The organism is Dermacoccus barathri, from assembly GCF_015070805.1.
Classification (GTDB): Bacteria; Actinomycetota; Actinomycetes; order Actinomycetales; family Dermatophilaceae; genus Dermacoccus; species Dermacoccus abyssi.
On the sequence record NZ_JADCTK010000008.1, the window covers coordinates 1 to 13,535 of the forward strand.

12 protein-coding genes are annotated in these 13,535 nt (G+C 69.1%); 1 reads left to right on the plus strand and 11 read right to left on the minus strand.

What is annotated here, in order from left to right:
- Positions 1 to 180: 180 nt before the first annotated feature.
- From IM689_RS13350 to IM689_RS13360, 3 genes are all read right to left on the minus strand, one after another.
- Positions 181 to 1,077, minus strand: a complete 897-nt coding sequence (locus IM689_RS13350; RefSeq protein WP_193644370.1) for a M15 family metallopeptidase — start codon at positions 1,075 to 1,077, stop codon at positions 181 to 183.
- A gap of 98 nt (positions 1,078 to 1,175) precedes the next feature.
- Positions 1,176 to 2,036 (minus strand): Fpg/Nei family DNA glycosylase, encoded by an 861-nt coding sequence (locus IM689_RS13355; protein ID WP_047310784.1) that lies wholly within the window; start codon positions 2,034 to 2,036, stop codon positions 1,176 to 1,178.
- On the minus strand, positions 2,029 to 3,156 hold the full coding sequence (locus IM689_RS13360; protein ID WP_047310785.1) for an App1 family protein: 1,128 nt from the start codon (positions 3,154 to 3,156) through the stop codon (positions 2,029 to 2,031). Before IM689_RS13360 ends, IM689_RS13355 begins: the two co-directional genes overlap by 8 nt.
- A 146-nt stretch (positions 3,157 to 3,302) precedes the next feature.
- Between IM689_RS13360 and ppk2 the strand changes: the two genes are divergently transcribed.
- Positions 3,303 to 4,328, plus strand: coding sequence for a polyphosphate kinase 2 (ppk2, locus tag IM689_RS13365; protein ID WP_193644371.1), 1,026 nt, complete (start codon positions 3,303 to 3,305; stop codon positions 4,326 to 4,328).
- Between the two features lie 85 nt (positions 4,329 to 4,413).
- Here the strand turns inward: ppk2 and IM689_RS13370 are convergent, their stop codons facing one another.
- The 8 genes from IM689_RS13370 to ahpF form a co-directional block, all read right to left on the minus strand.
- The gene (locus IM689_RS13370; RefSeq protein WP_052946913.1) at positions 4,414 to 4,851 is read right to left on the minus strand and encodes a MarR family winged helix-turn-helix transcriptional regulator; all 438 of its coding nucleotides are present in this window, start codon (positions 4,849 to 4,851) and stop codon (positions 4,414 to 4,416) included.
- A 76-nt stretch (positions 4,852 to 4,927) separates the two neighbouring features.
- Positions 4,928 to 6,406 carry a long-chain-fatty-acid--CoA ligase gene (locus IM689_RS13375; protein WP_193644372.1) on the minus strand — a complete coding sequence of 493 codons (1,479 nt, stop codon included), beginning with the start codon at positions 6,404 to 6,406 and terminating at the stop codon, positions 4,928 to 4,930.
- 81 nt (positions 6,407 to 6,487) lie between these two features.
- Positions 6,488 to 7,339 (minus strand): CPBP family intramembrane glutamic endopeptidase, encoded by an 852-nt coding sequence (locus IM689_RS13380; RefSeq protein ID WP_319803894.1) that lies wholly within the window; start codon positions 7,337 to 7,339, stop codon positions 6,488 to 6,490.
- A gap of 49 nt (positions 7,340 to 7,388) precedes the next feature.
- A complete protein-coding gene (locus IM689_RS13385; protein ID WP_193644374.1) occupies positions 7,389 to 7,553 on the minus strand; it encodes a hypothetical protein in 165 nt (54 codons plus the stop codon).
- Between the two features lie 47 nt (positions 7,554 to 7,600).
- Positions 7,601 to 9,079, minus strand: coding sequence for an amidase (locus IM689_RS13390; RefSeq protein WP_193644375.1), 1,479 nt, complete (start codon positions 9,077 to 9,079; stop codon positions 7,601 to 7,603).
- Between the two features lie 113 nt (positions 9,080 to 9,192).
- The gene (locus IM689_RS13395; RefSeq protein ID WP_193644376.1) at positions 9,193 to 10,653 is read right to left on the minus strand and encodes a phytoene desaturase family protein; all 1,461 of its coding nucleotides are present in this window, start codon (positions 10,651 to 10,653) and stop codon (positions 9,193 to 9,195) included.
- A 29-nt stretch (positions 10,654 to 10,682) separates the two neighbouring features.
- Positions 10,683 to 11,564: a hypothetical protein gene (locus IM689_RS13400; RefSeq protein WP_193644377.1), complete on the minus strand. Its 882-nt coding sequence runs from the start codon at positions 11,562 to 11,564 to the stop codon at positions 10,683 to 10,685.
- Between the two features lie 212 nt (positions 11,565 to 11,776).
- Positions 11,777 to 13,327, minus strand: coding sequence for an alkyl hydroperoxide reductase subunit F (gene ahpF, locus IM689_RS13405; protein ID WP_187036489.1), 1,551 nt, complete (start codon positions 13,325 to 13,327; stop codon positions 11,777 to 11,779).
- Between the last annotated feature and the right edge of the window lie 208 nt (positions 13,328 to 13,535).

The window sequence follows — 13,535 nt, forward strand, 5'->3', positions numbered from 1 at the left end:
CCTTCACCCCGCCAACCGACACAGTCCTCGCAACTCCCAAAAAGTCTGGGTGTTGCGAGGACTGCTAGAACCCGCCAGGCGCGGGGGGCATCGTCATCCCTGCGGCCCCGAAACTCCGCCTCCACCGCATACGACGAGCGCCGCCGCTCGGCATCGAGCGGCGGCGTTGGCGAAGGTCTGTCAGTAGCCGGGCGCGGCCGGCAGGTCGAAGAGCTGCTCGAGCGTCTTGATGTCGCGGCGCTGGTGGAGGAAGCGGGCGACGTCGTCACCGACGTAGCGCAGGTGCCACGGCTCGGCGCGGTAGCCCGTCGTCTTCTCCTGGCCGTCCTGGTAGCGCACGACGAAGCCGAACTCGTGCGCGTGGGCGGCCACCCACTTGCCCGTCGGGGTGTCCTTGAACGACTCCTCCAGCTCGTGCACGGCGTCGGCGCCGCGCACGTCGATCGTGAGGCCGAGCTGGTGCTCACTGTGGCCCGCGCGCGCCGAGTACGTGTCGGCGGCCTTGCGACCGTCACGACGTTCGTAGCGGGCGTAGAGGCTCTCCTGATACTCGAACGAGCGGTAGCCACTGACGGCCTCGAGGTCGACCTTGTCCTTCTTCGCCGCCTTGATCATGCGCTTGATGGGGTGCTGCAGGCGCGCATCGACGACAACCGCATCTGCGGTCGCGAGCTTCTTCGGCTTGTCCTTGTTCGTGAGAGCCACACGCTTGTTGACGACGCGCAGCTCGGACGCGCGCAGCGCCTCGACCCTGGTGTCGACGTCGATCGCGCGGCGCGTGTCGGCCACCTCGACGACGACGCGCGACCGTGCGTTCTTCGCCACCGCGAGGCCGAGCACGGCGATGTCCTTCACGGCCGTCTGACTGCGGCTCTCGGCTCCCTGCGAAGCTGTCAGCACCTCGCCCGAGTGCATCCGGGCGACGACGGCGACGCGATCCGGCGTCACGGGGAGGACGACGACGCGTGGTTCGTTCTCGTCGCTTCGTGCGGCCTGTGCCGTTCCGGCACCCAGCATCGCCAGAGTCAGGGCAGCACCGGATCCTGCGATCGCCTCGCGGCGAGTCAGGTCACTCATGGTGGCTTCTTTCGTTGTCGGCCCCTTCGCGGCCTCAACGGTATCGAGCCCCGAAGGCCGGTGTCACCTTGTCGTGCTGTGAAATCGTGTGATTCGGGTTATTTCAACAGCTTGCTCATGCGCCGGTCGGCGAGCGGTTTGCCGCCCGTCTGGCACGTCGCGCAGTACTGCAGCGAGCGGTCGGCGAACGACACCTCGCGGACGACGTCGCCGCACACCGGGCACGCCTCCCCTGTCCGGCCGTGCACCCGCATGCCGGCGCGCTTGGCGTCCTTGAGTTCCTTCGCAGGCTTGCCCGAGGCCGCCGCGACGGCGTCGGTGAGCGTTGTGCGCAGCGCCTCGTAGAGGGTGTGGACCTGCTCGGGCGTGAGCGCCGTCGTCATGGCGAACGGCGACAGCTTGGCGACGTGGAGCACCTCGTCGGAGTAGGCGTTGCCGACGCCGGCGATCTCCGACTGGTCGCGCAACAGCCCCTTGATCTGCATGCGTCGTTCGGCGACGAGGGCCGCGAACGCCTCCTCGGTGAACTCCTCGGACAGCGGGTCGATGCCGAGCTTCGCGACGCCGGGCACCTCCTGGACATCGCGCACGAGGTAGACGGCGAGGCGCTTCTGCGTACCCGCTTCGGTGAGGTCGAAGCCGGCCCCGTCGTCGAGGCGCACGCGCACGGCGATGGGCGACTTCCCGGGGCGCAGCGTCGTCGTCGGGAGGTTGTCCGACCAGCGCAGCCACCCCGCTCGCGAGAGGTGGAAGACGAAGTGCAGCCCCGAGGCCTCGATGTCGACGAACTTGCCGTGGCGGTGCACGGCGTCGACAACGAGTCCCTCGAACGCCTGCGGCGGAGGGTCGAACGTCTTGAGCACCGCGAACGACGCCAGTTCGACGCCGACGACGGCGCGTCCGACGAGTCGTTCGGTGAGGAATCCGACGAGGCCGCTCACCTCGGGCAGTTCAGGCATGACCGAGCACCTTCGAGACGTGTCCGTGCAGGACGAATCCGTTGGGACCTTCGAACCACGGCACACCCGGCACGCGGCCGACGACGTCGTCCATCTGGAGCGGGTGACCGTGGCTGAGCACCTGCTGCGCCACCGTCAGCTGCCGGATCGCGACGCCCGCGACGTGATCGGGGTAGCTCAGCGCGAACTGCTCGTAGATCGACGGGTCGTGCTGGCCGTCGTCGCCGACGAGCAGCCATTCGATGTGCGGGAACTCGGCGGCCAGGCGCCGCAGCCAGCGCCGCTTGTGCGCCTGCCCCGAGCGGAACCAGGACGTCTCCGTCGGGCCCCAGTCCGTGAGCAGCAGTGTGCCGCGCGGGAATCCGTGCCGGCGCAGGAAGCGGGTGAGCACCGGCTGCGTGTTCCAGGCGCCGGTGGAGAGGTAGAAGACGGGCGCGTCCTCGTGCTGCGCGAGGACCGAGCGGTAGAACGCGGCCATGCCCGGCACCTCACGGCGCACGGTCTCGCGGACGACGAACGTGTTCCACGCGGCGATGAGCGGGCGCGGAAGCGCCGTGATGAGGGCCGTGTCGTCGATGTCGCTCACGATGCCGAAGCGCACGTGCCCGCCGATGATCTGCACCGGAGCCACCGCGGTGACGCCGTCGCACTCGACGTGCGCGTCGTGCCATCCGTGACGCAGGCCGTGCCCGGTGACCTCGACCTCGAAGTAGCCGCCGCGATCGGTGAGGCCCGTCGCCGTGGCGTCCCCGAGCGTCACCGTGACCTCGCGTTCGGTCTCCGGCACGGAGAAGAACGCCTTGAAGCCGCGCCGGACGAGGGAGTCGTCGCTCGCCGTCGGCACCGACGGCTGCCCGTCCTTGCCGAGCACGACCCGACCGAGGACGCGCGCGATGCCGTCCTCGGGGATGCGTCGCTTCGGGCCGGACGAGGCGCGCCAGCGCGACGTCGACGGCTTCGGGGTGCGCTCCAACGGGTCGCGACCTTCGAGCGCGGGATCGACCGAACCGTACCCGACGTAGGGAAAGACGCGCGTCGACCAGTCACGCCGCGAGAGAACGGACGCGGCGGAGCTGTTGAGCTTGTCCTCGACCCGTGAGGCGAAGTGGGGGCGCGCCATGGGCCCACTGTAGAACGCCGGTCTGACGACCCCCTCCACGACACGATGGGCCCCAACGCGACGCGCAGGCGAACGGAAGGGGACCTACGTCCCAACGATGCCCCCGACCCCTTCCGGGAAGCGCCTCGAAGGCGGACAATAGTCACATGGGAAAGAAGTTCAAGACGCAGGACGAGACCTGGCAGCACAACTACCCGTACGACGTGAAGATGACACGCACGGAGTACGAGTACCTCAAGCGCCAGATGCAGATCGAGCTGCTCAAGATGCAGGCCTGGGTCAAGGAATCGGGCGAGAAGGTCGTCCTCATCTTCGAGGGGCGTGACGCCGCCGGAAAGGGTGGGTCGATCAAGCGGTTCAACGAGCACCTCAACCCCCGTGGTGCACGCACCGTCGCGCTCAACAAGCCCACCGAGGAAGAACTCGGTCAGTGGTACTTCCAGCGCTACGTCTCCCACCTGCCCACCAAGGGCGAGATCGTCTTCTTCGACCGCTCCTGGTACAACCGCGCCGGCGTCGAGCGCGTCATGGGCTACTGCACCGACGAGCAGTACGACGAGTTCATGCGCACCGCGCCCGAGTTCGAGCGCATGCTCGTCGGCTCCGGCATCCACCTGCGCAAGCTGTGGTTCTCCGTCGGCAAGGCCGAGCAGCTCACGCGCTTCGAGAAGCGCCGCACCGACCCGGTGCGCCAGTGGAAGCTGTCGCCCACCGACCTCGCCTCCCTCGACAAGTGGGACGCCTACACCGAGGCGAAGGAGGCCATGTTCGAGCACACCGACACCGAGTGGGCTCCGTGGACCGTCATCAAGAGCAACGACAAGAAGCGCGCCCGTGTCGAGGTGATGCGCTACGTGCTCGACTCGCTCGACTACCCGGGCAAGAACACGGACTTCATCCACGAGCCCGACCCGCTCATCGTCGGTTCGGCCAAGCAGATCCTCGACGAGGGTGAGGGCGGCTTCCAGCACGGCTACCCCGACCGGTCGAACGGCGGAAAGAAGCCGAAGCCCGGTATGGCGCCGAAGTCGAAGTCGGCCAAGGCCGCGCGTGAGAAGGCGGAGAAGGCTGCCCGCGAGGCTGCCGTGAGCGCCGATAAGGCGGCCAAGGCGGCGGCGGCTGCCGACAAGGCTGCGGACGACGAGGCGTCGTCCCAGGGCGACAAGAGCTGACGCTCGCTGCCACAGAAACGCGGATCGGCCGCGGGCTACGTGCCCGCGGCCGATCCGCGTCGTGGTGCTGTGATGCGTGACGGTGTCAGCGCCGTCCGTTGCTGTTGCGCTGTGCTGTGAGGCCACGGTCGAGGATGTCGAGGGCCGCGTCGAGGGTTTCCAGCTCGTCCTCGGTGAACCCCTCGAGCAGCGGGACGACGACCTCCGCACGCGCTGCGCGCGCTTCCATGAGCACCTCGCGGCCCGCCTCCGTCATCGACACGAGCGTGGCGCGCGCGTCACGCGTGTCGGCGGTGCGCGAGACGAGGCCGAGTGCCTCGAGGCGCTGCACCTGCGTCGTCATCGTCGGCTGTGAGGAGTTGTCCGCAACGGCCAAATCACCGATGCGGGACGGGCCGAGATCGTTCATCAGGGAGAGCAGACGCAGCTGGGCCGCCGGCGCAGGCAGTTGGGCGCGGCGAGTGGCCCACCGGTTGAGTCGGGCCACGATGAGGAGGAGATGGTCGCCACGCGAACTGGTCATGCCGTCCATGATAGTTCGCACGCGAACGCCACCGCAGGGCTCTTCGAGAGTCCGACGGTGGCGTTCGCGTGGAGGGTCAGCTGCGCAGTTCGCGCTTGAGGATCTTGCCGGTGGCGCCCTTCGGCAGCGCGTCGATGAACGTGACGGTGCGCGGGTACTTGTAGGCGGCGACGCGGGCCTTCGCGAATTCCTTGACGTCGTCCTCGGAGAGCGACGAGCCCGGCGTGCGCACGACGAAGGCAGCGATCTCCTCGCCGTAGTGCTCGTCGGGCACACCGACGACCGCAACCTCGGCGATCTCCTCGTTCTCGTAGAGCGCTTCCTCGACCTCGCGCGGGTACACGTTGTACCCGCCGCGGATGATCATGTCCTTGGCGCGGTCGACGATGAAGAAGTAGCCGTCCTCGTCCTGGTGGGCGAGGTCGCCACTGAAGAACCAGCCGTCGCGGATGGCCTCGGCGGTGGCGTCGGGGCGGTTCCAGTAGCCCTTCATGAGCAGGTGGCCGCGAATGGCGATCTCGCCGACCTCACCCTGTGCAACGGGCTTGCCGTCGCTGTCCGCGACGATCATCTCGACGCCTTCGATCGGCGTACCGATCGAACCGGGCTTGCGCTCTGCGTTCGGGTGGTTGAACGACGCCACGGGCGAGGTCTCGCTGAGGCCGTAGCCCTCGAGGATCGTCGCCTCGAAGCGCTGCTCGAACTTCTTGAGCACCTCGACGGGCATCGCCGAACCGCCCGAAGCGCAGGTGCGCAGCGACGACATGTCGTAGTCGTCACGGTTCGCGGCCGCGGCGAGCATCGCCTGATACATCGTGGGCACGCCCTGGAAGATCGTCACCTTGTCGCGGCCGACGACGTCGAGCGCCTTGTTCGGGTCGAAGCGCGGGATGAGCGTGAGCGTGGCGCCCGTGGCGACGGAGGTGTTGAGGCCGCACGTGAGGCCGAAGACGTGGAACAGCGGCAGGCAGCCCATGATGACGTCGTCGGAGGTGATCGCCATGAGCGTGCGAGCCGCGACCTCCTGGTTGATGTCGAGCGAGCGGTGCGTGAGCTCGGCGCCCTTCGGGCGGCCGGTCGTGCCGGAGGTGTAGAGGATGACGGCGGTGTCGTCGTCGGCGCGGTCGACGACATCCGGCGTCGGCTCGAGCGCACCGAGGACGCCCTGGAGCTGATCGGCACCGACCTCGACGTACTCGACGTTCTTGTTGGCCGCGCCCTTGGCCGATTCGCCGCCCATGCCGAAGACGAGCTTCACGCCCGCGTCCTCGAGGTAGTACTCGACCTCGCGCGCCATGAACAGCGGGTTCATCGGCACGAGGACGGCACCGGAACGCCACACGCCGTAGGCGATGACGGGGAAGGCGGGGACGTTCGCCAGGCTCAGCGCGACGCGGTCACCGGGCTCGATGCCGTGGTCGCGCAGGAAGGTGACGACGCGCTGCGTGGCGTCGTCGAACTGCTGCCAGGTGAGGGTGAAGTCGTCGAGCTTGATGGCGGCCCCGTCGGGCAGCTTCTGCGCCGTACGCACGAGGTTGTCAGCGAGGTTCGTCATGGACGTGAGCCTAGTCACTTCGCGCCGTATTGAGCAATGATCAATAGAGGTTCGTACCGTCTGTTCGCGGAGCGAAACGGGTCAGAGCCAGGACACGTGTGGCTTGAGCAGCGCGTACCCGACGAACGAGACGATGTCGAGGATCGTGTGGGCCACGACGAGCGGCATGACACGGCGCGTGCGGGTGTAGAGCCACCCGAAGATCAGGCCCATGACGACGTTGCCGACGAACCCGCCGATGCCTTGATAGAGGTGGTACCCACCGCGGATGAGCGCACTGACCACGATGACCTTCGTGCGCCCCCACCCCGCCTGCGACCACCGCGTGAAGAGGTAGCCCACCATGACGACCTCTTCGAGCAGCGCGTTCTGCACAGCCGCGAGGACGAGGACGGGCACGACCCACCAGTGATCGGAGAGGCCCGACGCGACGACCGTCGTGTTGAGGCCCGCAGCACGGGCGCCGAGGTACAGCGCGAGGCCGGGCAAACCGATGACGGCGGCGAGCAGCGCGCCGAGCACCGCGTCGGGGCCTTTGCGCGTGCCGTCGAGGCCGATGAAGCCCAGCGGGTTGCGCATCGAACGCCCGAGGAGGTGGGCGGCGAGCGCCGCCGGCACGAGGGCGAGCGCAATGCCGACGAACTGGCTGATGGCGTCGAGCCACTCGAGCGACGAGCGGGACGCGTTGAGCGTGGAGGTTTTCGTGCTGAGCGACGTGCCGGCGGCGCGGGCCTCGAGCGCCTTGCGCAGCAGCGAGATGGCCGACCAGACGGCGCTCGCGCCGAGGCTCACGAGGAGCACGAGCCAGGTCTCGGTGAGCACCTGACGTCGAGTGAGCGCCGCACGGGGACGCAACGGTGGAACGGCCAGCACGGACCCGGGCCAACGAACGCCCCGGCCCTTCGTCTGTGCGAGCGAGTCGGGGGTCGTCACAGCAGCACTCTCGAGATCGCTGTCGAGAGTGCCATCGGGGCGCGCGGGGTCAGCGTCCGTCGGACTCATCGCGCGCGGTGCGGCTCGTGTCGTCGGGAAGCTCGTCACCGTCGACGTCGGGGCCGACGCCCTCGTCGAAGTCGACGTCGCCGTCCTCGTCGAGCTGGTGGACGGGCGCTTCGTCGTACGGGTCGTTGTCGAAGTCGTCGCTCATGGCGTCATCCTTGCAGGCGCCCCCCGGCAGGGCGGGCCGGTGAGTGGTCAGACGGTGTCGAGGCGGCGGAACGGCTGCGCCTTCTCGACCTGCAGCGCGAGACGCAGCAGGGTGTTCTCGCCACCGCCTCGCCCGGACACCATGACGCCCACGGGAAGGCCGTCGGCCGTCGCGCCGAGCGGGAGGCTGATGGCCGGGGCGCCCGTCGCGTTGTGCAGCGGGGTGAAGCAGCAGTACTTGAGTACGCGCTCCATGTGCGTCTCGAAGTCGAGGTCGCCCGCGAGGTGCCCGATCTCCGGCGTGATGTGCCCGAGCACCGGCGACAGGACGACGTCCGGGCCCTTGGCCATCTGTCGGTCGTACACCTTGCTGCTCGCCTGCAGGCGCGAGAGGAAGACGGGTGCGTGCGCGAGGCGACGCTTGCCGCGGCGTGCAAGCCCGAGCGTGAACGGGTCGAGCTTGCTCGCGTCGAAATCCTTGTGGAACAAGCGCTTTCCGCCCGCTGCCGTGTTGTACGCGAGGAAGGCCCAATAGTCGAGGAAGTCCTCCTGGAAGCTCACCGGGATGTTCGGCTCCCACTCCTCGACGTGGTGACCGAGCTCGCCGAGCAGCTTCGCGGCGCCCTCGACGGCAGCGCGCGTGTCGGCGTCCGACGGCGGCGCGAAGGGGCTGTCGACCATGACGCCCACGTGCAGCGGACGCTCCAGCTCGGGGTTCGCGCTGACGCCGATGGCGGGCAGCTTGCGGTTGCGGCGCACCCGCTCGGCCTCCTCGAAGAAGGTCACCGTGTCGCGCACTGTGCGGGTGAGAACCGAGTCGGCGACGATCTTGACCGGCATGGACGCCGCGCTTTCGCCGAGCACGAGGCGTCGTCGCGTCGGCTTGAGACCGACGAGGCCACAGGCCGCGGCAGGAATGCGGATGGAGCCACCACCGTCGTTGCCGTGCGCGATCGGCAGGGCACCCGACGCGACGAGGGCCGCGGCGCCACCGGACGAACCGCCCGAGGAGCGGCTCGTGTCCCACGGGTTGCGGGTGACGTCGTCGCCCGGACGCTCCGTTGTCGCCGTCCAGCCGAAGGGGGGCATCGTCGTGGTGCCGATCGGCACGAGTCCGGTGGCGAGCATCTGCGTGGCGATCTTGCCGCTGCGGCGGTTGCTCACGCGCGGCATGGCCTGTGACCCCTGCGTCATGGGCACGCCCGCGACGACGATGTTGTCCTTGAACGCGCTCGGCACGCCGCGCAGACCTGCGCCGTGCTTGTCGTGAACGCCGCCGCTCAGGCCGGAGTCGATGCGGCCGGCGCGCTGACGGGCCCGCTTCGCGTCGAGGAACTCGAGGGCGTTGAGGACGCCGTCGACCTTTTCGACACGTGCCAACGCGGCTTCGACAGCTTCGCTCGCGCTCACCTCGCCGGCCGCGATGGCGGCAGCCAGCCCCGTGGCGTCGTGCGTCCCGAGCGCGTCGTCACCGAACGCGTGCACGCGCTTCGCCGTCGTCTTGCTCGTGTCTGCCTGCGTCGTCATCGTCGTCCCCTTGCACAGAGTCGGCTGGTGGTCGCGGTAGCCCGATTGGGCCGCCCAAGAACCCCAGTCTCGCGCGTCGAGGCGCCTCGGGTGGGCGCTTCGGGCGAGGAAAGCTACTTTCGCGTAACTGACGGCGCGAGGGACGGCGCCTCGACGCCGTGGTCGACGAGCAGTGTGCGCGCGGCATGCCAGCCGCTCATGCCGTGGACGGCTGGGCCGGGCGCCGTCGCGCCGGAGCCGAGATAGACGCCGTCGAGCGGGGTACGCCAGGGCGCAGTCGACACCACGGGTCGCTTCACCATCTGCGCGACACTCACCGCACCGCCCGCGAAATCGCCCCCGGCAAAGTTGGGGCTCACCGCCTCGGCGAAGTCGGTGGCCCGCGTCGCGACGCTCGCGAGGACGAGGTCGGAGAAGCCAGGGGCGTACTCCTCGACGGCGCGCGTGACGAGGTCGGTGGCGTCGAGATCGCTGTCGTAAGGCACATGGAGGTAGGCCCAGAACGTCGCCTTCCCCTCGGGTGCTCGGGTGGAATCGACGACGCTCGGCTGCACCGCAAGGACGTACGGACGATCGGGCACCCAGCCGCGAGCGACCTGCCGCTCGGCTTGAGCGATCTCGGCGCGTGTTCCGCCGAGGTGGACGGTGGGCGCCTCGCCGAGACGGGCATCAGCCCACGGCACCGGCCCGGCGAGCGCGAAGTCGACCTTGCTCACGCCGCGCCCGTGCCGGTAGCGGCGCAGGGCCCGGGCGTACTTCGCGGGCAGGCGTTCCCCGGCGAGATCGAGGAAGGCGGGCACACCGACGTCGAGGACGCAGGCGTTGTACTCGTCGAGTTCGTCGAGTTCTGTCACCCCGCGATCGAGCACGATGCGTCCACCGTGCGCCTCGAGATCGGCCGCGAGAGCGTCGACGATGGCCTGCGAGCCGCCGACGGGAACGGGCCACCCGGCCGCGTGGGCCGTGGCAGCAAGGAGGAGCCCACCGCCGGCGAGCGCGGGGCTCGGGTGGCGCCCGATGGCGTGGGCCGCGCAACCGGTGAGCATCGCGGGCGCGATCTCCTCGGCGAACCGGGCTTTCCAGGCGGGAGTGCCGGCCTCGGCGACGCGGGCGGCAAAGATCGTAGCGGCCACCGGGTCGCGCGGCACGCGAAGCAACGAGTTGAGCGTGAGATCGACCGTTCCGGCGAGGTGGTCGACGACCGGCCCGAGGAAGGCTCGGTACGCGCCGCCGTCACGGCCGATCGCGTCGGCGGCCCGGTCGAGGTCGCGGTACCCGAAACCGCTGCGTCCGCCGGACAACGGGTGGGCGAACGACATCTCCGGGACGGCGAGGTCGATGCGTTCGGCGAGCCCGAACGATTGGAAGAAAGGGCTCGCGAGCGCCATCGGGTGCACCGCGCTCGCGAGGTCGTGCCGAAACCCGGGGAGGGTGATTTCGCGGGTGGCGGCTCCCCCACCGAGCCAGGCGTTACGTTCCAGGACGTCGACTGCGAGGCCGGCGCGCGCGAGCGTCACGGCAGCGGCGAGGCCGTTGGGCCCCGACCCGACGACGGCGACCCGGCTGATGCTCATGGCGTCAGGATGTCAGGTCGCGAGGGTGTTCACCGACGGCGGATGATCTGGGTGGCGTCCGGGTCGTCGGGGTCGCTCGACTCCGGGGAGTACGGGCTCTCCGGGTCGAGATGGCGGCCGGTCGGCATCGCGCGGGTGCGTCCGTCGTCGTCGCGCAGACCTCCGCGTGACGGCCGTGGTTGCGTCGCGGTGTAGCCGTCGTCCTCGTACCAGCGGGTCGAGTTGGGGCGGTCGTCGAAGTCGGAGAACTCGTCGTAGCGCACGGCGTCGGGCTCACCGCCACCGAGCGGGAGGTCGGCCTGGGCGGCGGGCGTCGCTGCTGCGGGTTCGCCGTACAGCGCGGCGTCCTTGCGCTCGCGACGGGCGAGCGCCTTGCCACGGAAGAAGCGGTAGATGCCGACGAGGAGCGCGAGCGCCGCACCGATGAGCAGCCCGATGGCGAGACCCGTCCAGTTGTCGACGACATCCTGGCTCGAACAGCTGCGCTTGAGCTCGGGGTAAAGATCCTGGATCGTCTCGATCCCCGGTGGAAGCGCGAGGAGGAACGCGATGCCGAGGAACTTGCGCCAGAAACCGTCGAGGAGCATGACGCCGACACCGGCGGGGAAGAACAGCCAGACATTCGGCGGCCGGGAGCCGGAGCTGAACCAGTAGTCACGGGCGAGCGGGCGCCAGATCGACCAATCGCACCCCGCCGCCGGGATCCCGAAGTAGTCGTTCTTGACCGGGCTCAGCGTGACGACGGCCGCGACGACGAGGCACCACACGACGAGCGCGAAACCGACTCGGTCGGCGTGCGAGCGGCGTCGGGCGAAGAGGAAGAAGGACACCAGCGCGAGGAATGCTCCGACGACGATGGCCGGGCCCGTCCACGGCAGGGCCTTGAGGATGAGGCGGAACTGTTCGAGCATGCGTTACGCCTCCTGGCCGTGCGTGTCGGGATGTTCACCCGGTTCCCGGGAGACAGGCCACGGTAGCAACGACGCGTGACCTTCCCGTTATGCGGCGCGCGGGGTGGGCGTCATCAATCACGCACGAAGGGCCGAAACCTTCCCTTCTTGTGCGCAAGCGGTCTGCTTGGACGCAAGAAGGGAAGGTTTCGACCTTTGTGGTGCGGGCTGCGTCAGACGCGGATGCTCGCGTCGAACGCGCCGAGCGCGGCCGTGGCGCCGGAACCTTCAGCGACGACGATCTGCTTGTAGGGCTCGGTCGTCGCGTCGCCGGCGGCGAAGATCGCCGGGTCGGAGGTGCCGCCGCGGGCGTCGACGACGATCTCCTTGCGCTCGTTGAGCTCGACGACCCCGTCGAGGAACTCGGTGTTCGGCAGGAGACCGATCTGGACGAAGACGCCTTCGACGTCGAGCTTCTTCGTCTCCCCGCTCTCGCGGTCGGTGTACTCGAGGCCGGTGACGGCCTTGCCGTCGCCGAGAACCTCGGTCGTCGCGGCGGACATGACGATGTCGACGTTCGGCAGCGACTTCAGCTTGCGCTGCAGCACCTCGTCGGCGCGCATGGTGTCGAGGAACTCGAGCACGGTGACATGGCCGACGACACCGGCGAGGTCGATGGCGGCCTCGACGCCGGAGTTACCGCCGCCGATGACGGCGACCTTCTTGCCCTTGAACAGGGGGCCGTCGCAGTGCGGGCAGAACGTGACGCCCTTGTTGCGGTACTCCTCTTCGCCGGGCACGTTCATGCGGCGCCAGCGGGCGCCGGTGGCGAGGATGAGCTGCTTGGCGCGCAGGGTGGCACCGGTTTCGGTCGTCACCTTCTTGAGGTCGCCGTCGTCCTCGATGCTGGCGACGCTCTGACCCTTCATGACGTCGATCTCGTACTCGTGCAGGTGCTGGTCGAGCGCCGCGGCGAGCTTGGGACCCTCGGTGTACGGCATCGAGATGAAGTTCTCGATGGCCATGGTGTCGAGCACCTGGCCGCCGATGCGGTCGGCGACGAGGCCGGTGGAGATGCCCTTGCGCGCCGTGTACACGGACGCGGCCACACCTGCGGGGCCACCGCCGACGACGAGGACGTCGAACGCGTCCTTGGCGCTGAGCTTCTCGGCGGCCTTGGCGTCGGCGCCGGTGTCGAGCTTCGAGATGAAGTCCTCGATCGTCATGCGGCCCTGACCGAACACGTCGCCGTTGAGGTAGACCGTCGGCACGGCCTTGATGTCGCGCTCTTCGATCTCGTGCTGGAAGGCGCCGCCCTCGATGGCGATGTGGTGGATGTTCGGGTTGATGACGCTCATGGCGTTGAGCGCCTGCACGACGTCGGGGCAGTTCTGGCAGGAGAGCGACATGTACGTCTCGAAGCGGAACTCGCCTTCGATGTCGCGGATCTGCTGGGCCTGCTCGTCGCTGATCTTGACGGGGTGGCCGCCGACCTGGAGGAGGGCGAGCACGAGCGAGGTGAACTCGTGGCCGAGCGGCAGGCCCGCGAAGTGGACGCCCACGTCGGTGTCGCGGCGCGCGATCTCGAAGGAGGGTCGGCGCTCGTTCTCGTCGGTGCGCGAGTAGGAGACGAGGTCGTGGAGGGCCTCGATCTCCTTGAGGAGCTCTTCGGTCTGCTTGGACTTGTCGGAGTCGTCGAGGCTGGCGCGCAGTTCGACGGGCTCGCGAAGGTTGCCGAGCAGCTGCTGGAGCTGGGCGGTCATGTTCTGGTCGAGAACGGCCATGGGGTGCCTCCTGGGAGTCGGACGGGCGTCGCTCGCACGTCACGACGTGAGGCGAGCGGGAGTCGGGTCGAAAGTGGGAGTCGGCGAGAACCTTGGGGGCGTTCTCGCCGGCTTCCACCCGCGGCCCGGGGGACGGGGGGTGGCGGCGGGCGCGGAAGGGGTGACCGCGCCCGTCGTCACCGGCTTGGGGTGCGCGATGAGCGAGCCG